This window comes from Marinagarivorans sp., assembly GCF_982758155.1.
Genome location: NZ_CEXWTU010000003.1, coordinates 1 through 20,014, shown reverse-complemented (window position 1 = coordinate 20,014; position 20,014 = coordinate 1). Strand labels below are relative to the sequence as shown.

General features: G+C 45.6%; 15 protein-coding genes. 7 read left to right on the top strand and 8 right to left on the bottom strand.

The window, feature by feature from the left end; all coding sequences use genetic code 11:
* The first annotated feature begins 177 nt into the window (after positions 1-177).
* Both AC3A8L_RS00735 and AC3A8L_RS00730 read left to right on the top strand, forming a co-directional pair.
* Positions 178-1,317, top strand: a complete 1,140-nt coding sequence (locus AC3A8L_RS00735) for a DnaT-like ssDNA-binding domain-containing protein (RefSeq protein ID WP_487960295.1) — start codon at positions 178-180, stop codon at positions 1,315-1,317.
* Positions 1,280-1,897 (top strand): replication protein P, encoded by a 618-nt coding sequence (locus tag AC3A8L_RS00730; RefSeq protein ID WP_487960294.1) that lies wholly within the window; start codon positions 1,280-1,282, stop codon positions 1,895-1,897. Before AC3A8L_RS00735 ends, AC3A8L_RS00730 begins: the two co-directional genes overlap by 38 nt.
* A 105-nt stretch (positions 1,898-2,002) precedes the next feature.
* Here AC3A8L_RS00730 and AC3A8L_RS00725 read toward each other — a convergent pair whose 3' ends face one another.
* The 3 genes from AC3A8L_RS00725 to AC3A8L_RS00715 form a co-directional block, all read right to left on the bottom strand.
* Positions 2,003-2,923, bottom strand: coding sequence for a spermidine synthase (locus AC3A8L_RS00725; RefSeq protein WP_487960293.1), 921 nt, complete (start codon positions 2,921-2,923; stop codon positions 2,003-2,005).
* Positions 2,920-3,495: a fused MFS/spermidine synthase gene (locus AC3A8L_RS00720; RefSeq protein WP_487960292.1), complete on the bottom strand. Its 576-nt coding sequence runs from the start codon at positions 3,493-3,495 to the stop codon at positions 2,920-2,922. Before AC3A8L_RS00720 ends, AC3A8L_RS00725 begins: the two co-directional genes overlap by 4 nt.
* Before the next feature lie 1,004 nt (positions 3,496-4,499).
* A complete protein-coding gene (locus AC3A8L_RS00715) occupies positions 4,500-5,240 on the bottom strand; it encodes a hypothetical protein (RefSeq protein ID WP_487960291.1) in 741 nt (246 codons plus the stop codon).
* Between the two features lie 1,003 nt (positions 5,241-6,243).
* On the opposite strand from AC3A8L_RS00715, the gene fnr reads away from it, so the two are divergent.
* Positions 6,244-6,975 (top strand): fumarate/nitrate reduction transcriptional regulator Fnr, encoded by a 732-nt coding sequence (fnr, locus tag AC3A8L_RS00710; RefSeq protein ID WP_487960290.1) that lies wholly within the window; start codon positions 6,244-6,246, stop codon positions 6,973-6,975.
* A 44-nt stretch (positions 6,976-7,019) separates the two neighbouring features.
* On the opposite strand, the gene AC3A8L_RS00705 is transcribed toward fnr, so the two are convergent.
* Genes AC3A8L_RS00705 through AC3A8L_RS00690 form a run of 4 tightly spaced genes read right to left on the bottom strand, consistent with a single transcriptional unit; the run spans position 7,020 to position 10,596 of the window.
* The gene (locus AC3A8L_RS00705) at positions 7,020-9,017 is read right to left on the bottom strand and encodes a hypothetical protein (RefSeq protein WP_487960289.1); all 1,998 of its coding nucleotides are present in this window, start codon (positions 9,015-9,017) and stop codon (positions 7,020-7,022) included.
* A 19-nt stretch (positions 9,018-9,036) separates the two neighbouring features.
* Positions 9,037-9,687, bottom strand: coding sequence for a PilW family protein (locus AC3A8L_RS00700; RefSeq protein ID WP_487960288.1), 651 nt, complete (start codon positions 9,685-9,687; stop codon positions 9,037-9,039).
* 5 nt (positions 9,688-9,692) lie between these two features.
* Positions 9,693-10,118 carry a hypothetical protein gene (locus AC3A8L_RS00695; RefSeq protein WP_487960287.1) on the bottom strand — a complete coding sequence of 142 codons (426 nt, stop codon included), beginning with the start codon at positions 10,116-10,118 and terminating at the stop codon, positions 9,693-9,695.
* Positions 10,096-10,596, bottom strand: coding sequence for a pilus assembly FimT family protein (locus AC3A8L_RS00690; RefSeq protein ID WP_487960286.1), 501 nt, complete (start codon positions 10,594-10,596; stop codon positions 10,096-10,098). The genes AC3A8L_RS00695 and AC3A8L_RS00690 overlap by 23 nt, the downstream gene beginning before the upstream one ends.
* A 698-nt stretch (positions 10,597-11,294) precedes the next feature.
* Between AC3A8L_RS00690 and AC3A8L_RS00685 the strand changes: the two genes are divergently transcribed.
* Positions 11,295-12,287 (top strand): HDOD domain-containing protein, encoded by a 993-nt coding sequence (locus AC3A8L_RS00685; protein WP_487960285.1) that lies wholly within the window; start codon positions 11,295-11,297, stop codon positions 12,285-12,287.
* Positions 12,288-12,355: 68 nt separating this feature from the next.
* On the opposite strand, the gene AC3A8L_RS00680 is transcribed toward AC3A8L_RS00685, so the two are convergent.
* Positions 12,356-17,209, bottom strand: a complete 4,854-nt coding sequence (locus AC3A8L_RS00680; protein ID WP_487960284.1) for an NAD-glutamate dehydrogenase — start codon at positions 17,207-17,209, stop codon at positions 12,356-12,358.
* Between the two features lie 244 nt (positions 17,210-17,453).
* On the opposite strand from AC3A8L_RS00680, the gene AC3A8L_RS00675 reads away from it, so the two are divergent.
* The 3 genes from AC3A8L_RS00675 to AC3A8L_RS00665 are packed head-to-tail and all read left to right on the top strand — an operon-like array spanning position 17,454 to position 19,938.
* Positions 17,454-18,416 carry an AAA family ATPase gene (locus AC3A8L_RS00675; protein WP_487960283.1) on the top strand — a complete coding sequence of 321 codons (963 nt, stop codon included), beginning with the start codon at positions 17,454-17,456 and terminating at the stop codon, positions 18,414-18,416.
* A gap of 2 nt (positions 18,417-18,418) precedes the next feature.
* Positions 18,419-19,387, top strand: a complete 969-nt coding sequence (locus AC3A8L_RS00670) for a DUF58 domain-containing protein (RefSeq protein ID WP_487960282.1) — start codon at positions 18,419-18,421, stop codon at positions 19,385-19,387.
* The gene (locus AC3A8L_RS00665; RefSeq protein ID WP_487960281.1) at positions 19,384-19,938 is read left to right on the top strand and encodes a DUF4381 domain-containing protein; all 555 of its coding nucleotides are present in this window, start codon (positions 19,384-19,386) and stop codon (positions 19,936-19,938) included. Before AC3A8L_RS00670 ends, AC3A8L_RS00665 begins: the two co-directional genes overlap by 4 nt.
* The last annotated feature ends 76 nt before the right edge of the window (positions 19,939-20,014 follow it).

Here is a 20,014-nt window from a genome sequence, read left to right as displayed (position 1 = left end):
AAAAAATGTCAATGATTTGAGTGAATCAGATTTCGACCTGCGGCGCAGCGAGAATGTCTTTAGGCTGGTACAATTGCATCCATTTCAAGCTGATCGTCCACACTGTAGAGTTACAGCGGGTCAATAGGCCCCAAAAACCGACCAAATATTAAATGCTTTAGCCAAGCCCCCTTACTTATGAACAACCACTCACAAACGACTCAAAACTCTCACGGCACAGGGGTGCAAACACTCCCGGAGATACCCCTAACACTTTCGCCATCACTGGCGGTAAAGCTGGGCGTAGAAGAGGCTCTGATGGTGACTGTGCTACAACAATTATCGCTGCGGCTTGTCGGTAATGCTCAGCAAGGCTTTACCTGGTTTACCGCAACGCAAGCACAGCTATCTATAGCCGCACCATTCTGGGCAGCTAAAGATGTACAGCGCCTATGCACAAATTTACGCGAAGCCAACCTCATTGTTATTGCATCGGCGCCCTTTAATCAAAGCCAAATACTGAAGTTTGCCTTCAAACTTAGCGATAACAACGCAACCACTCAAGCCCATGGCCTAACACAAGTTGCCGCAACAGATACACAACCACAAGCCTTGAGCCCCAATATCATCGCCCCTCATTGGCAGCCCGAGCGAGACACGCTAAATCAACTTGCGCAGCACAACATCCCGGACACCTTTGCGCTAAACCAAGTCGGCGAGTTCATCACCTACTGGCGAGAACGCAACGAGCCTGCACGCTCATGGGAATCCAAATTTTTTAACCATATCATCCATAAATGGCGTGATTTTCAGTCTCAAAAACACCAGCGCCCACAAACAACGCTCATGCACCAAGACTGGCGCCCCAGTGAAGACGCAATGGATGTACTGACACGGCACGCTAGTATTCGCCGAGAATTTATTGAAGACGCTGTACCTGAGTTTGTTCTTTATTGGCGAGAACAAGGCGGTAGCTGTGATAACTGGAATCGACGGTTTCGCGATCACGTTAACCGCCAGTGGGCACGCTTTAGCTCTACCCTAGAACACGACACCACGCCAAAACGCATTCCCGGCGGCTGGCAGCCATCGCGAGATGTGTACGATGTTTTGCGACTGGCGAATATTGATTTACAATTTGCTCATCAGCTGATTCCTGAATTTGTCATTTACTGGCGCGACAGCAATCAAGCTCATAGCTCGTGGAATACACGCTTTTTGCAGTACGTGAAACGCCGCTGGGCACAAAATTCTGCTGAAGCAACAGCGACTAACCAATCATCAACACGAGATATGTCACTTGAAGCACTCGTTACCGACCGAAGCTGGGCAGACTAAACAAGAAGCCCCTTCACGCGAACAGTTTATCGATGCCATCAACCAGGTGTTTGCACTTTTTCGCCTGAATTACCACGCGCAATTCTTTAAAGCCTTTAGTACCGAAGCCGAACTTACACAGATTAAAAAGCTGTGGTTTGGCGAACTTTCCCGCTTCAACCCTGCAACACTCTTGCGCGCCGCTAAAGCGATACTTGAAACCAGTGATTTTTTGCCTACGCTACACACCATGATTCGCCATTGTGAAGCTCAAAGCGATACCGCGAAACTACCGGATGTACACAGCGCCTACATAGAAGCCTGTCGCGCCCCATCACCCAAGGCGCGCTACCGCTGGAGCCACCCCGTGGTTTATCACACGGGCAAAGCCTGTGATTGGTATTTTCTGCAAACAAGCACCGAGAATATTGCCTACCCCATCTTCAAACGAAAATACCAAGACTTCTGCGAGCGCGTTCGCGCGGGTGAAGAGCTCACCCTAGAACCAGAACACGTAATAACGCACAAACCTGAGCCCTCCCCTGATAAAGCTGATAGCTTAAAAAAGCTAAAGGCCTTACGCGAAGCGCTTGACCTTTAGAGGCAAAGACGCGCTCCCCGCCAACACTGGCGCAATAGCCTCCACACGCTGAGACCATAGAGGGATATGGCAGCGAGCACGCTGGGCGCCTACTTGGCCGCCAGCCTAGTGAGCATTATAGAGATTAGCCGGTGAAAATTCGTCAGTGAAAATTCTCGCGCTACCATCCCAATCCTTTTGATCGGTAATACTGCGATGAATATTTTTCACATTCTGAATGTAAGGGCTAAGCGTAGAGAAATTTTTCTCGACTCCAGCACTTAATTTCTTTGCGTCGCATTTGGCGCCATTAAATGCAACGACAGTGCGTGCACTCGCTGACTTAAAAGCGCAAAAATCAGGGAATACAGCCTCGTAAGTCACGGACTCTGAATTGTAAAAGTCTCGAAATGAAAACGTGTTCGAAAGTAGTAACCCATTAGGTTTGAGAATTTTCTTTACCTCTTCAAGAAACTCTCTAGTCGTTAGGTGCTCCGGTATATATTCGCCATTAAAAGCATCAAGCAAAACCACATCATACTGGACCTTGGCATATCCCTGCTTACGAATGAAATAGCGCGCATCCTGTATGACAACCCTATTTGCTGCTGATGTCTTAAACTGCATAAACTCCTCTGCAGCTTCGAACATTTTGGAATCGATCTCCACAGTTGTAATGTCAGCCTTTTTAAAATAACTTTCTATAACCCTTGGCATGGTTCCACCACCCAACCCAACGCTGAGAATTTTTATGCCATCGTTCTGAGTGCTCAAGGCAGCCATCATTGCCTGCGAGTAAAAGAAAAGTAACTCATGGGGGCGAGATAAATTTAGACAGCTCTGGGAATTAAACGGATTTTTTTTATTTTTAAGTCGAACGCAACGAGTGTGTGCGGTCTCGATAACTGTGACGTTTCTATAGAGAGACTTATACTCCTTTAAGATTTTTGACTGAGCCAACCCTTTCTCGACTGAAACTGCCATAATAAAAATCAAGCCCCACAAGGCCCAAAATCCATAAGTCGCTAAAGTTCTTTTCGAAATCATTGCGCATCCCCTTTGTTATTTTTCAATAAGCACAAACCGGCAGCCAAGATAAGTGCTGCAGCATTGGCATACATAATTGTTTTCACCTCAAATAAAGCAACCAACCAAAAAGCTGTAATGAGAGTACCTACGGCAGAACCTAATGTTGAAACCAAATAAAGGTTACCTGCACTACTGCCTACCTTATGTAGCTCGCTAGAGATTGTTCTAATCGCCACGGGAGACAATGCCCCTAACGTTGCGGTCGGCAATAAGTAGAGAGCCAAGGCCGCTAACAAAGAACCCGAGCGAGGATCACTTGTTTGACTAAAAGTGAAAACGAGCACCCCATCAGAAAAGAGCTCAATCATCAACACCTGCACGGCAGACATGCATAACAAAAGCCCCAATACTTTTATGCCAAAAAAGCGCATCGACAAGCGCCCACCAACCCCATAACCCAAAGAGAGCCCAACCATAAATGTAAAAATTAAACTCCCCCACACATAGACGCTTCCGCCAAAATATGGGGCTAATATCCTCCCTCCGAGCATCTCAACGCTCATGACTGAAAAACCAGAAATGAAGACCATACAAAGAACCAATATATTAGATCGGATAAATACCATATTAAGTCAGCTTGCCTCAGTGTAAAAAATGCAGCCATTAACCAGTCAAGCCATAATATGGCGTTAATATCTTTAGCAATGAATTGCAAAGACTAGGCGACTAGTAAATAACACTCTCCCCCAAAAAAAACGAAACAGCCGAAACATATACCAAGATGATGATCGATATCTCGGTAACGACTTGAGATTATTTGAGGGCAACCAAATACACCATCATACTTTAAACTCAAAGCGGACGCATACCAGTAAGGAAGGAATCTATGTCACACAATGAGTGAGGGGAGACTATTTAATCAGCAGCACTTGATTCGACATGCAATCCTCATCACTCAAAGCTCCGCATGCCTCTGCAGCCACTCCTCGACATTATGTTCCCGCAACGACCAATGATGACTGGCGCCATTTAACCCTGAAGGCCTCTGCGCCAACATGAAATGCCCGAACGCCCGACTCGCCGCCACTAAACTCCCACCCGCGCAACAGCCGTCAAATAGAGGTTGCAGTGAATTAGACTGCAGGGGGAGGCATTCACATCAACAGCAAGTATGGGGCAGGACAATAATAGCTTGCCCAATTAGACGAGGGCGCCTGCTTTCTCAATAAGGCGCTCGAAGGCGCGCATACCAAGGCCTACACGGAAGTCGATCAGCAAGTAACGCATCGAGAAAGAAGCCTCTTATTAGGCATTGCACCGCCACACGGAAGTGGCAAATTAGGTTGACGCAGAAAATAAACAGTAATAGAGGAGCATAAGGGTTGACCACTACAAGGCAATAATAGCTTGGCCAATTAGATGAATAGTTCGACTTTCTTATCGAGGCGCTTAAAGGGTCGCATGCCGGGGCATGTAACTCATTGAGCAACGATGGTAAGTGGCGACATAGCATTAGCGGATGAAGTATTGCCCCCTCAAACCTAGCCCTTAGACTCTAAAGCTTATGTCGCACACACTAAATATCAGTAATGTCTTATGGGGCCATGTAATAGAATCGAGAGCGCGACCCGTCGTGTAACATATTCATAGTATCAGTATTACTATTTGTCGGAACTGAGTCTAAATCGATAATGCTAGGCGAATCGAAACCAAACTCATACGAACTGCCATTCCATGCAAACGGGTAAATCTTATCTGAAACACCTTGCTTGGCAAAATATAAGCGATAGTTTTGACCATCATGAAGCATTGCCCAGCGAGACTTATCAGCATCAGAAGGTGTGCCGGCAATAGGAATTGCAGGGATTGACCGATGCCCATACTGGTAGGTAGAGCCATTCCAACCGAATTGATAGACTGTAGTTTGGTCATAACTCAGCATATATAAACGATATACAGAACCATCATGTAGCATCGAAAAATCTTCCGGGTTAGCATCTACGGGCTTGTTCGTGATACGTAATTGCGCAATCGAATTATGCCCATATTGATAGGTGCTGCCATTAAAGCCAAATTGATAGATGGTATCCTGACTACCTTCTTTAAAGAAATATAAGCGATAAGTAGACCCATCATGGAGCATTGCACTGCGATTATAGTCAGTATCAGCAGGTGCATTACTAACCCGAATATTCGGGATAGAGGCGAAACCAAATTGAAAGGTATCACCGCTAGGAAGGAGAGCAGCTTGGTTTAGGCTTTCAGCAAACGATGCTGATCCAGCCAACATTAGCGCAGCACTTAAGCCACAAGCTTTGAGGGTTCGGAAGTTCATAAAATTGTCCTTTAATGTGTCATTAGTGAACACGTTACGTGCTCACTAATGACAATAACCCGGCCCTCCACCCCAATCAATGGATGCGTTGATTGGGGTGACAAATTCTTGACTTAAAGTCATTATCTTGAGCTGCGTCACAAAAAATAATTTATTTTCTTGTGGGAGCGAATTCTCACCGAAACGAATAATGGCTCCCTCGCTAATTCAAGAGCACCTAGGGGAAAGAATCCCAAAAAGCAGTATTTATTGATATGGATACATCTTACGCAACCACAAAAATTAACCTCTAATCCAAGACCGCTACCCTAGGCCGTCGAAATATTGACTTTACCTAAGATGAGTAATTTCTAGCATTTGGATGCTGTTATTGTCGAAATTTCAATTTTCGCTTTTCATCATGACTAAATCGCCAGAAAATGAGCTTGAAATATGGCTGCGGGGTTATTTTTTTGGCATTGAAGCGCCGGGAGCGCTTGTATAGCACCCAGCCCTAGTATCAGGGCTATCGCTCTATGTATTTCCTGCCGTTATTACTAGTTAAGGTGCTCTCCATAAGGGCTGCAAAGCATTGAGTTCAAAAAGTATTCAATTCCTGTTATTCGGCCCCTTTTCGTTTAGCCCCTTTGTTTTATAGGCGATTTTCACAACGTCGGCGATAAAGCCAATAAAACACTAGAACTTGCTGCGATCATAGAGCGATAGCCCTGGCCCTAGTATGGATGCGTAGGGATAGACTTTGGCAGGAGCACAAAGTCGTAGATGGCTTGAGCGGCCCATAAAATGGCCACACAGTCATTTTCGGGATACTGATTTGGCCCAAAAGAGATTGTTTCGACAGCCTACTGCTACCCCTAATAGGCTACACCTTTGGTGCAATCATCCCGAACCAAACGGTATTTAGACTGTTATTGCGCAAAGTTTTCAATCACACCTTTTGTCTACTTACTAAGCCTTGTAAAATGCGTGGCAAATGGATTCCAAGTTCAGATAAGAGATAGCGATGAAAGCACACTGCAATACCGGTTCACCAGTCAACTGCGGAGAATGTCGTTTAGGGGATCTTTGCTTACCTATTAGCCTTCTACGCAATGACATCAATCAACTTGATGACATTGTTCAACGTGGCCGCCCCCTTCACAAGTCCGACAAGCTCTATTTTGCTGGCGATGCTTTTAAGTCTGTTTTTGCTGTACGCTCCGGTTCATTTAAAACCGTTACTGTCTCTACCGATGGAGAAGAGCAAGTCACCGGTTTTTATTTACCTGGCGAAATATTAGGCATGGACGGTATCGCAACAAGCACTCACAGCAATATGGCTATCGCACTAGAAACAAGCTCGGTTTGCGAAATACCTTTTCATCAATTAGAAGATTTGAGCGTTAAAATCCCTAACTTACAACGTCGTTTTTTCCAAATAATGGGGAAGGAAATTGCTAGTGACCAAGAACTTATTGGCTTATTAAGTAAAAATAGTGCAGATGAAAAACTGGCGTTCTTACTTTTAAGCATTTCACAACGTAACAGCCAACGGGGGTTATCCGCAGTTGAATTTTATTTGCCCATGGCGCGCTCCGACATCGGCAACTATCTTGGCCTCACGATTGAAACCGTAAGCCGTGTCTTGGGGCGCTTTCACAAAAGCGGACTAATCGCACTCGATAAAAAGCATGTCATTATTTTAGATATCGATGAATTAAAGCGAAAAGTAGGTGGCAACAAAAACAAGGAGTGACACGAAAAGCCAAGGCGGCATTTATTAATGCCGCCTTGGTGTTATCACAAGTACCGGGTCCACAAAACCTCAGCTCCCTCTGACGGTGGCATACAAGCGCTTGAGCATGAGCCACCATCAAAGTCTGGCACCTCATCCGGCCGATATGTGGCCGGCAAATTATCAAGGTCAATCGTTGTTTTCCCCGCCAAGTTATTTGCACCAACTCCAATTGCATTCGCGGCCGCAGACACATATCCATGCACAATTGTATCACCACCAGTCACAAGATTATTACCTGCCAACACTGTGCCGAACAATTCATTAGCAGCAGCCAACGTAATATTGCCACCCTTGTATACTCCTCCAGCAAATGGATCATTCCCGCCGGCCATCAGTACAATGTTTGTTAATGGAGAATAACGCATAACACTTAAATCTTGATCGCACAATTGCTCTGGATAAAGGTTCGCAAAATCAGTTGAAGGGGAAAGTGGATACGCCAGAGCACAGGTCGCGTTGTAGCCAATAAAATTGGGGGCATAATTTTTCATCGCACCCGATGTCACGATATTTCCTGTAGCAGCAAAAGTATTGTAGTACTCACCATTTGATAAATTTAAATTACCATCAAACCACACAACACCTGGCACTATATTTTTCCCCTCAATCGTCCATGTTTTCGAAGGCTGATCATAGCTAAAACAACTATTCGATGTTGAATACCCCTGGCATATCGTTTTAGTTCTAGCGGTAGGCGAAGTGCATTGTCCAGCACCATTAATCGCATCACACAAATAATCTCGGTGATCACGCAAGCCATCATGAGGATAAGAACCAACATAGTAAGTGCCGTCAGCTATTGTGTTTATATTTTTGACCGTGACACGAATATTTCCACTGATGTATTCGAAGACATAATTGGCTTCAGACTTCACCGTCCAAACGTCAATCTGGGGCTTAACGCGAGTAAAGGGCTCCAACTCCTCCATCAAGGGAACATTAACCTCCCCCCCCTCCACCACTTCGGCTGATAGCCCAGGACAATTGATTAATGCCACTTTAGCCACCAGTGAATCATGTAAATTCCAGCTAGTATCTGGGCAGGTTAGTGTTTTCTCCGTTTTAATATCTCTAGCATCGGCCCACACACGTAAAATAACATCTCCCCGGGTTTGGACTTTGTCTACGGGAGCAGAAACATCAACATCCCCTTGCGCGAGGATTGAGCCATAGAATGCCCATTGGATTAAATCCGCAGAACCTAGCGTATTGGCGACGCCAACCCTGCCGCCAGCTAAGGATAAATCGCTATTGGCATACACAAGCTCAGCTGTTCCCGCATTTTTTAATGTAACCGTTCCCAGCGCCGAAGCTTTGTTGACATTAGCCGCGCCATCTAGCAACAAATTACCGTTAGTGAAAACCTCCTCCAAAGGCACCGCGCTCCCTAGCGTGACATCCCCAGTCGCATTCAGATAAGTCACACCAATTAACGCAATATTAAGTGCACTAACATCACCTTCAACATTAACCGTTGCTGGAGTTCCTATCGGTGCTTTTATCTCAATATCACCACCCAATGAAGTATCGTCAAAAAGATCAATATTCGCCTGAAGCAACTGACATAAGTCGCACACAGCATTAACCACTCGGTAAATCACTTGTATCGATGAACTCGCTTTTGCCGCACTATCGTAAGCTTTAATGTTTGCGGTAACACGAATACCATCGCTATCTTTTAACGTATTGTCCACGGCAACAATCACGGCAGAAAATATTTGCGGTGCCCCAGCTAAAGATATAGGAATAACCGTATTGGCCGGTATCTGTGCAACGTCGTCGTAATCTAGCACCTTTAAATATTCTTTAAAAATATGCACAGCAGACCAAGCCGCCGACTGCGCATGGGTTGCCGCATGTACCGCGACCTGTTTGTGCTGCGTACTTTTGACTGAGCGAGCCAAACCCATCGCAATCGCCGTCATCGAGACACCGACAAGTAATACAATGAGTACCGTTGCTAAACCCCTTTGATTATTAATTGTTTGTCTATTTTTCACGCCGATACCTCAGGGTTATTTATGCGCTGCGAATATTGGGAAGGCAAAGTTTTAGCTCTGTATTTTCAAGAGGGTTACCATTTGTAATAACGCCCTCGATATTAGCGGCAGTTCTTCCGGACAACGTTAATACAAAATAATCACCAGAATCATCCATGCCATAAGGTGAGCAAGATTGCTGAGATAAAGAAAAATCAACAATATCCGTTACATTCTTAGAGAATACCGAAAGGGTCGATACCGACATCCAAGTCATGCTATTGAGTGCAACATCATCAGCACAGGAGTCTTCAGTCGCCGTCATATAATCAAGCGCAAAACCTTGCGCCCCATTGACTGTTCGCGGATATCGCCTTAAGCCTTCGCAAGTCGTTACGCCATCCACTTTGTATCGCCAAAATAGATTTTTATCACTATCGAAAGAGGTAATATTAATATTTACCGTGTTGGAATCTAAACCGAACCCTGCATTTTGAACCCGTAACTGTATCGCCAATAAGGTAGTTGCTAATTGACCATCATGCATTGCATCAACCTTGGCTCCTGTGGCAACAGAAACTAAGGTTTTATATAGACTTAAACTCGCTAAAATTCCAACGACAGAAACTAACAGCCCTATCATCAAACCAATTAATGTTGTGCCCACTTGGCGCTTCAATAGGGTCCGCATAACACTTACCCCTCTTCCGCAATTAAAGCACCGCCAACCCGAATAGTCCCCATACTCGGGGAATCAACCCACAACGTAATAGGCGTTTGAATACTACTGATTTCAACTCCACCCACATTCGCAACGGCATTTGCACCACAACCAAAAACGTTAACACGCAAAACTTCATTATTAGGTATGTATAACCAAGCGGCTTGTTGAAATTCGCAAATATTCTCCCCTGCACCATTGGCCAATAACATTCCCCTTAACTCACCGATAACAATTTCTTGCATCGCCATATTTTGCTGACTCACTGAAACCCTTGAGGTCACAAAAGTGACTCCGGCTCCCACAATCCCCATAAGCAATACGCCAATCATTGCCTCAATCAGAAAGTCTCCGCCAATACGGGCCGGCAATACTGCTTTAATAAATTTCAACCGAGTCACTGATACCTCCAGACGTTAAAGCGAACGTAGTATTCGTTGAGCACGCATTACAGCCGCCGCTTTGCGTAAACTGCGCTTTGGCATCAATACACAAACAGGCGAATTGGTTATTTTGAATGACCACATCAACATTACCCGCTAGGGTTAATGTCCAAATTTGAGTTGAACCGCCGACACATTGCGCCGGGGATGAGCTATCAGCGGCCTCAACAACGCGAAGACCGCCATTGCTATAACACACAGCCGTTACTGCGCCTCCACTAATCACCCCTTGAGAGTTTCTTAGTGCCTTCGCTTTAGCAAAACCAATTGCCTCAACCAATGCCGACTCAGTTTCCGTTACCCGCGCACTGTTAACCCAATCCATGGTGAAAGGAATTCCCTTTACTAACGCCAAGCCCATAATCGCAATAACAATCAATAGCTCAACAATGCTAAATCCTTTGCTATTGCGATACTGGTGGGGATTATGTTTCATCGGAGAAGCTCGCCTTGTTATTACAAATTAAAGATATAAGAGCCGCGAGCATTCGGCGAACTTATAAAGACAACTGGCCAGAATTAAAGATGGACGCAGATAGCGTGAAAATCACACCATTAGTGGCGTCAAAAAAAACACTCGCGCGCATTTGGGCTAAATTAAAAAAGATAACGTCATTATTGTGCCGCATTAGAGCGAGGCATTAATAGTTTATCCGATTAAGCATAAAAGACTGCAAGGAAGCCCGTTTTTAGATATGACAGCTATATAGGGAGTCGCTATAAATAAGGTCAATGGATTGAAGAGCAAGCATAGCTTCGGCGAATAATCACCAAAGTATTTAACGCTTTGGCAAAGAAGAAAGAGTTTCGAAATCAAGATTTAGCCGATAAAACATTACTCACATCACAGCTCAACATCGTGTTTTTTATCAATATCCTGACCTTATGGCTTAAGAGAGCTAAACTTAGTATTTAGAGCATCCCTAAAATGCACTTTTTCGCGATAGCAGCGTTAGCTCCGTCTTTGAATCCTCATTGACCTCACGTGAATCGGGGTTATCCGGGCGGAAAATCATTGTAATAACGAAAAAATGACTATTTTTTAGAGGTGTCCTTAAGTTGTCAGAAAACTACTTTAACGATGTTTAAAATTAATTTTCTGTCCGTTATTGTCACTAAATTTGAGCATGCCCCATGTCTGTTGGCAGTTTATTTAGAAAGCTACTCAATAAAAATACAGGTAAGACTGAAGCTTTATTCACTAAATACGAAGTGATTGAAGCCGGCGAGTTCACGCTTGCGCGCTGTAAACAGATTTATTACCAGTATCTATTTGAAGGCAGTAACGATGCCGAACTCAACATTCCACAAAAGCTGGTTATTGAAGTTGTCATTAGCACTTTAAGGAAAAAAGAGCAGCGGGCGCATGCAATTCCGCGCCTGCCCTCGGTAATCCCTAAGTTACTACGAAGCCTAAGAGACCCCACAAGCTCCGCGAAGGACTATGTGGCCATTATCATCAAAGACCCCGTCATGAGTGCTGCTGTCCTCAAGCTGGCCAACAGCGTCTATTTCAACCCGGTAGGCGCGCACATTGATGAAATTGACCGCGCGGTCGTCAAACTGGGAATACAGGGGCTGCGCTCTGTTTTATCGGCAGCCGTCATGCAGCCCATTATTCAGCGGGAATCGCCCTACTTTAGCCAAACGGGGCAACGCCTATGGGTACACTCACTCAACTGTGCCGTTGCGTGCGAGGTCATTGGCAAAAGTAGAAATCTGGATAGATACAAAGTTTATCTCATGGGGCTAGTGCACGATATTGGCAAAATCACATTATTCAGCGAGCTGTGTAAACAGTTCAAACTTAATGAAACCGCCGAATCGCCAGGACATAGTGCATTTGCGCCGACGATGAAAAAGATATCCGCTCACTTAAGTTACATTATTGCTTGTGATTGGGATTTACCAGAAGATATTTGCCTTGCGTTAAAACAGCAAATTGGATTAAACGAAAAATCTGAACTGAGTGCATATGGCCACCTGCTATACCAGGCTAACCTTGCAAGCGAAATGTATGCGACCACACCAAAATCGCACAGGAATAAATTAGCGCCCATATTAAATGAACTTAACCTGCCTAAAGACTTATGGGAAACACTAGACGCTGTAGACACTCAGATATAATACCTGCATACATCAAGCCAACTCACGCGGGTTCCGGGATATCCCCCTGAACCACACGATCAAACTGCCTAAGACTCACTCCCTCCTTGTTCATTCAAAACAAAGACAGTAACCGCTTCAGACAAATTTACGAGCTGGCGTAAACTCACATGAAAGAGTGATATGTCCTCTTGATCTTTCTCGTGTGCTAAATCAGAGAGCCAAGCCCACCATTTTTCAACGGCTAGCGCCGGTAGCATAGCTTCCAGCTGCGGCATAATATTATTCTCACTATCGATATTGTGGACCAGCGCCTCGGTCATTGAGCGCAACTGAATTTCTATATCTTCTAATAACGTTTCTCTAGACATTGCCTGCCACGGTGAGTGAACGGCCATTTCAGACACCGCACCTGCAATACTTCGAATACGTAGATGACTGTGCAAACCATAAAATACACGAGAACACAATGCCGACTCATACCCCGTATTTTGCTGGACACTCGCAACACCCAGCCCTGCAAACAAGTTATCTGGCATGGCTAAAATTGTTGACCAGTGATGGTTAACCCCAAGCTTTATATAATCGTCAAACCTTTGTGTCCAAGAAGCCTTTAGCTCTCCAACCAAAGCAACTTCAATGGAGCTCGCAATCTCACCGAGTAACGGCTTTAATCTATCTAATTGTTCTTGCGTAGTTCCGCTTTTATCACTATTACGTAAAAACCAACGCACGCCTCGGCGTACACGGCGAATCATTTTGGATTTTAAGGTATACAGGATTTCCTCGGGTACTTGATTACACAAGCTTTGCAAGTATTCATTAAACGCTTGTAAATCGAAAACTTCCCTTGCCACAACATACGCCGTAAAAACATCATCTAAACTCACATTACCTGAAGAAAGGAATCGATATGCCGCCGTAATCCCCAAGTTATTGATAAAATCATTCGCAAGCTGAGTACTCACAACCTCTTTAAGCAAGCGATGCTCTTTAACTTCAACACTAAAGCGTTCCCCCGCCAACTTAGGAAAAGCCATAAATGCAGTATCACGTAACGTTGGGTCGTCAATTAGTTGCGTTTTAGTTAAGCCCTCTTTAAGCATGACCTTGGCATAACTTAACAATACCGCCAACTCGGGACGTGTGAGTGATTCACCACGCTCATACCGCTCACCCAAGGCATGATCTTCCGGTAAAAATTCTAACGCACGATTAAGGCCTCCATGTTTTTCTAAGTAACCAATAAATTTACGGTATTCACCGGCACGCTTATCAACTTGGCGCTGAGCCAGACTTAAACATTCCGTTTGAGCAAAGTTATGACTCAAGACAATTTCGGATATCTCACTGGTGTAATCTTTGAGCAATTGATTGCGTTGCTTTTCAGTTAGCTCGCCATTATCAATAACGCGCTGTAACAGTATTTTTAAATTCACCTCATGGTCAGAGCAATCGACACCAGCAGCATTGTCAATAAAATCGGTATTGCAAGCGCCTCCGTTTAAGCAAAACTCGATACGCCCGAGCTGCGTCATTCCTAGGTTACCGCCTTCACCAAACACTTTACAATGTAATTCATTACCGTTCACACGCAGAGCATCATTGGCCTTATCACCCACTTCAGCATGGCTCTCTTTCATGCTTTTGACATAAGTACCAATACCGCCATTCCAAATAAGGTCGACTTCAGATTTAAGCAACGCGCACATAAATTGATTCGGCGTTAATGATTTTTCATCAATGGAAAATCGTTTTCGAATAGCGTCATTCAAAACAATAGACTTCGCATGCCGAGAAAAAATAGCCCCTCCGTCAGAAAGCAGTGTTTTATCGTAATTCTCCCACGAGCAACCTGGGGTTTTAAATAAGCGCTCGCGCTCTTTAAAACTACTGGCAGCATCAGGGTTCGGATCAATAAAAATATGCATGTGATTAAAGGCTGCAACTAACTGAATATGCTCCGATAACAACATACCATTACCAAACACATCACCGGCCATATCGCCTACACCTACGACGGATATATCCTGCGTTTGAATATCAATATTCTTTTCACGGAAATGCCGCTGAACAGAAACCCAAGCGCCTTTTGCCGTAATGCCCATCGCTTTGTGATCGTAACCCTGGCTGCCGCCAGACGCAAAACCATCCCCTAACCAGTGTCCGTATTCCGTGGAAATCTCATTGGCAGTATCAGAGAATGTGGCCGTGCCTTTATCCGCAGCAACTACGAGATAAGGGTCGGAGCCGTCAATAGCAACAACGCCCTCAGGACAGACAGCCTTGCCATCAATAAGATTATCGGTGACAGACAAAAGTCCTCGAATAAATAACTTGTAGCATGCAACGCCTTCTGTTTGCATAGCCGAGCGACCAGTAAACTGATGCAAGTTTTTAGCAACAAAGCCGCCCTTTGCACCACTAGGCACAATAATGGCATTTTTTACCGCTTGAGCTTTCACTAGCCCCAGCACTTCAGTACGATAATCGTTCAATCTATCGGACCAACGCAAACCTCCCCGCGCAACCATGCTGGTACGTAGATGCACGCCCTCTACCCGCGTTGAATAAACAAAAATTTCATATTTGGGTTTAGGTGCAGGAACTTCAGCCATTTTGGCAGGGGAAAATTTTAATACCAGAGTATCCACACAAACGCGCGGCCCAGTATTTTGGAAAAAATTCGTTCGCAACGTTGCTTTAAAGGCATCTAGAAATCGCTGAAAAACACGATCATCATCCAAACTACTTACCGAATCGAGTGAATCGCTAATCTCTTTAACGAGAGTATTACAGCGCAAATCGTTAGCTTTAATATCATTTTGTTGATTTTCATTTTGCAATTGCTGAGCAGGATCAAAACGCAAATAGAACCATCGAATTAACTGTTGTGTGATATTGCCGTGCCGCAGTAATGCACCGGACATTACATCCATATCTAACGGAAATAATGTTTGTTTAAAATAGGCGGCATAGGCGCGCAATACCACAATATCTCGCCACGCTATTTGAGCCCCGAGGACTAAACGATTGAACGCATCATTGTCAATTTTTTCGTGCCAAGCGGCATAAAATGCTTCGCTGAAACGTGTTTTGAAATTTTGATTGAGCTCGATATCCGTCTGTAATAGTTGAAGCGTAAAATCGTGTAGCCAAATGTTATCGGCTTCATCTTTGGCTCGGATACAATATGGATTTTCCCCTAACACGCGCACACCCAAATTTTCTAATATAGGGATAACATCCGACAGCGCTAAAGGCTCACCTTTATTAACTACTTTAAAGCGAAGTTGATTTTTAGCGTTACCTTGGGGTTTGAAAACATGCATGGCGATATCGCCAGAGGCAAATGTTTTTTCAAACAAATCAATATCCCCTACGGCCGCACGCGCATCGTAAGCATCTTGGTAGGCCAAAGACAGCAGCGGACTATAGCGACGGCACAATGGCAGACCATATTTATCACCTTTGGCTTCAATCAAAGCCGTTTCTAACCGCTCCAGCCAACCTGTGGCTATCGTACTAATTTCATTTTGTAGTGCAGCTACATCAATATCTTTCTGCACATTGATATGAGTACCCTCCGGTAATTTGAACACACAGTAGGCACGCGCAAGAACCGACTCCGAGAAAAATGTTGTCGACTCAACAGCCTCGCTGCCCAATGCCTTCGATAATATTTCCTCAATTTTAATTCTAACGCGCGTGCTATAGACATCGCGTGGCACATAGACCAAAGCTGTGACAAATCGGCCATAGGGGTTAACCCTCAAAAATAAACGCACATGCTTGCGCTCGTTAATACGGCACACGCCCAGTAACGTATGCGTGAGCTCTTCTGATGAGGCTTGGAAAAGTTCATCGCGGGGAAAGCCTTCAACAACTCGTCGCAGCGTGCGGAAGCCATAGGTGTTTTTAGGCAGTCCACTGGCCTTAGTGACAACTTTCAGCTTTTGGCGAATCCAAGGAATTGTCGACGGCGTAGCCTGCCCTACCGCATAAGTGAAAAATCCAACAAGGTGCCCCTCACCGACGAGTACTTTTTCGTCATTAAATAACTTAATAACAATACAATCGGGATAAACAGCACGGTGAACTCTCGAAATACGTGGGGACTTTGTGAATATCAAGGCATCCTTACAAATATCACCCGAGCAAAAAGCAGGTACGGGTGTGTCGCACGCAGGAGAGCTACCCGAACCCTCTGTATTTCGGCATAAACCTAATCGCGTTCGCGCCCTCTCTTTAACGCTATCAAGACTGCCGGAGGCATAGCTAAACTCGCGATAACCTAAAAAGGTAAAATGTGAAGATTCCAACCACTTGAGTAATGCAGCGGCTTCTTGGCTACCGGCACTACCCTCAGCATTTAACTGCTCTTGAAGTGCCTGTGTTCTTTTCACCAATTTGGGGTAATCTTCCACAACACGCGCGAGTTCAGACAAAGCACTCGAAAGCATTACTTTAAAATCGTTACCTTCCTGATCAGTTAACAAGCCCAGCTCTGCATACACAACGGCTCGACCCCCACTTTCATCGGTAATAACGGCACTGGCCAACAAATGCAGGCTAATGCCAAGCTCGTTCAGCGTCATACGCAGGGTATCAACAAGAAATGGACTATCAGGCCAAACTAAATGCATCACGGTGCGATGACAGGCCCAGCCCTCCTCCTCCACACTCGGTATCTTCAACGACATTATCGATTCTTGTGTTTTCAAAGCCTTTTGAAAAGCAAGCCATACGCCATACAAGCAATGGCCATGATCTTCGGCACTGCGATCATGCATTTCTTCTACTGGCCAAGCCAGGCGCACTTTTTTTAAAAATGCACCTAAGGCTTCAGCACTGTCGCCAATATCATAATGATCTGAGATTATCTTTAGCGCTTTATCGTGCAAAGTATTGTCGTTAGAGGAATTGAGTTTGTCCGTCGACATGTAAACCTCCGCCCACCAAGAGCATTGAATTTGTCATTAACCGCCCTCAGATACCACAACCTATTAGATCCAATACGTTGTAATCGTGAGCGTTTGCATTCATATAAGCATAGCTAACGTAAGGGAACTCGCGCCAATATTGCGAGTCTAGTCATCCCGCAAGCCTATTGGCTTCAGGTTAAGCGCTTTATTAGTGATGCAAACAGCTCGACAAAACTTTTTTTGACCATAGGATTTTCGCACCATGTCAGAGACCCAAAATGCCATTAACGCCCTTAAAACTTGGTTAAACAGCCAAATTGTTGGTCAACCGCAGTTGGTCGATAGACTACTCATTGCGATACTGGCCGATGGACATCTATTGGTTGAAGGCGCCCCCGGTCTAGCCAAAACAAAAGCGATCAATAGCTTAGCCAATGGCATTGAAGCCGAGTTCCATCGCGTACAGTTCACGCCAGACTTACTACCCTCGGATGTAACCGGCACGGATATTTATCGCCCCGAAACGGGTGAGTTCACCTTTCAACCGGGGCCTATATTTCATAACTTGGTTCTTGCTGATGAAATCAACCGCGCCCCGGCAAAGGTGCAGTCGGCATTGCTAGAAGCCATGGCCGAGCGCCAGATCAGCGTCGGTAAAGCCACCTATAAATTGCCCGAATTATTTTTGGTGATGGCAACGCAAAACCCGATAGAACAAGAAGGTACCTATCCGCTGCCAGAAGCACAGCTAGACCGATTCCTGATGCATGTGCGTGTAGGCTACCCAGATATTGCCAGCGAGCGTGAGATTTTACGGCTCAATCGCAGCGAAGCTCGCAAAGACCCCGTACCTCAACCCGAAACCATTAGCCAAAAAACACTGTTTGATGCACGCGATGAAGCCCTTAGTTTATATATGGCCGAAAATGTCGAAGAGTATTTAGTCCAGCTAGTAGGCGCCACCCGCAACCCTGGCGCTTACGACCCCGAACTCGCCAAACATATTGAGTTTGGCGTAAGCCCCCGCGCCACCATAAGCTTGGACCGCTGTTCGCGAGCACACGCATGGTTAGAAGGTAAAGACTACGTTAGCCCAGACAATATTCAGTGCGTTATTCACGACGTGTTCCGCCACCGTATTTTATTGAGTTTTGAAGCTGAAGCGGCCGGCATAACAACCGACGCAGTGATTGATCGATTAATTGATTTAGTGCCAGTTGCGTAATAATGATGAGTGAGTCACTCTTTAACAACGCCGCAATTTATTGCCAAGCCAAAGACCTTTTTGCCCTGCGTCCACTCGGGCAAAAATTGAGTTTAGGGCAAGCCCGCGCCAGCCAATCTATTATGGCCGGCAACGTACGGACCCGTTACAAAGGGCGCGGCATGAGCTTTGCTGAAGTGCGCCCCTACCAACCAGGCGATGATATCCGTACCATCGACTGGCGCGTTACCGCTCGTGCGCAAAAACCCTACACCAAACTATTTGAAGAAGAGCGTGAACGCCCCATTTTCCTAATGGTCGATATGCGCTCGTCCATGTTTTTTGGCAGCCAGCATCAATTCAAGTGTGTGTACGCGGCCCGCATAGCCGTTGCCATGGCTTGGACGGCGTGCGCTGCAGGTGATCGCATTGGAGCAATGATTTTAAGTGACCATGGTGAGTGGGACTTACGGCCTAAGCGAGGCAAAAATGCGGTACTGGCACTAATACATGCGCTGGTAGATGCCAACAAACAGCTTTCCAACCCGGCGCAAAGCTCTGGTCGCTCACTCACACAATTCATCGAAGATGGTAAGCGCATCATTCGGCCCGGTTCGATGGTCTACCTAATTTCCGATGGCCATGACAGCCAGGGCATCAATGCTCCGCTGTGTACTTTAGCGCGCCATGCCGATGTCACTTTTATGCATGTCTATGACTCGATGGAAAGCCAATTGCCCGCCAAAGGATTGTTTACGATTAGTGATGGCGAAAACCGCACCACGATCAACAGTAAAGCGATCAACCAACGCTACGGTGCCTATTTTGAACAACAGCAAAACACCATTAAAACAGCCTGTCTGCAAGCGATGGTGACTGGCGTTAAAGCCCCCGTCACCGGCGACCTCGAGAATTGGTTGCTGGACGTACTGGGCAAGCGTTCTTGCGCAAAATACAAGCACAACATTCAAACGACCGGAGGCCAACAATGACGCCGACCGCGACCTCACAACCCCCTCAGCCATCAGGTAGTGCTCTCGACCCGCAAATGCTGGCGCAAATAAAGGCCCAAATGGTCGACATTATCGAACCTGCCGCTGTAGGCTTGTGGCCGCTCGCATGGGGTTGGTGGTCACTAATTGCTTTAGGTCTTAGCGGGATTGCTATTGCTTCGACATTGTTTGTACAACAACGCCAGCGCAACCGCTACCGTCGACACGCGCTAAGCACACTTAAAAATCAACATTTCGATAACGCTTTAACGCAAGGCCAATTTTTAATGCACCTAAGCAAACAAGTTGCTCTTGCTGCTTACCCTCAAGAACGACACCATATTGCAAGCGCCAGTGGCGAAGCTTGGCTGCAATGGCTTAACAGCAAAACACAAAAGCCACTATTTAATACCGACGGTGCACGCCAATGGCAAGCCTCGCTATACGCACCAGTAACAGAGCAAACACCCGATCAGCCGCTAACACAAACCCTGCACGACTGGATAAAAAACCATAAGCAAAAACAACGAGTAGAGGTGGCACATGTTTGAGCTCGCCTACCCTCTCGCACTCGCATGTTTACCCTTGCCCATTGTGGTCTATTTTTTATTGCCCCGCGTTGAAGTC

What these genes read in the sequence shown, in the direction of transcription:
- AC3A8L_RS00735 (WP_487960295.1), top strand. Translation starts at nt 178, where the DNA reads ATGAACAACCACTCACAAACGACTCAAAACTCTCACGGCACAGGGGTG.
- AC3A8L_RS00725 (WP_487960293.1), bottom strand. Translation starts at nt 2,923, where the DNA reads ATGATTTCGAAAAGAACTTTAGCGACTTATGGATTTTGGGCCTTGTGG.
- AC3A8L_RS00720 (WP_487960292.1), bottom strand. Translation starts at nt 3,495, where the DNA reads ATGGTCTTCATTTCTGGTTTTTCAGTCATGAGCGTTGAGATGCTCGGA.
- AC3A8L_RS00715 (WP_487960291.1), bottom strand. Translation starts at nt 5,240, where the DNA reads ATGAACTTCCGAACCCTCAAAGCTTGTGGCTTAAGTGCTGCGCTAATG.
- fnr (WP_487960290.1), top strand. Translation starts at nt 6,244, where the DNA reads ATGAAAGCACACTGCAATACCGGTTCACCAGTCAACTGCGGAGAATGT.
- AC3A8L_RS00700 (WP_487960288.1), bottom strand. Translation starts at nt 9,687, where the DNA reads ATGCGGACCCTATTGAAGCGCCAAGTGGGCACAACATTAATTGGTTTG.
- AC3A8L_RS00690 (WP_487960286.1), bottom strand. Translation starts at nt 10,596, where the DNA reads ATGAAACATAATCCCCACCAGTATCGCAATAGCAAAGGATTTAGCATT.
- AC3A8L_RS00685 (WP_487960285.1), top strand. Translation starts at nt 11,295, where the DNA reads ATGTCTGTTGGCAGTTTATTTAGAAAGCTACTCAATAAAAATACAGGT.
- AC3A8L_RS00680 (WP_487960284.1), bottom strand. Translation starts at nt 17,209, where the DNA reads ATGTCGACGGACAAACTCAATTCCTCTAACGACAATACTTTGCACGAT.
- AC3A8L_RS00675 (WP_487960283.1), top strand. Translation starts at nt 17,454, where the DNA reads ATGTCAGAGACCCAAAATGCCATTAACGCCCTTAAAACTTGGTTAAAC.
- AC3A8L_RS00670 (WP_487960282.1), top strand. Translation starts at nt 18,419, where the DNA reads ATGATGAGTGAGTCACTCTTTAACAACGCCGCAATTTATTGCCAAGCC.
- AC3A8L_RS00665 (WP_487960281.1), top strand. Translation starts at nt 19,384, where the DNA reads ATGACGCCGACCGCGACCTCACAACCCCCTCAGCCATCAGGTAGTGCT.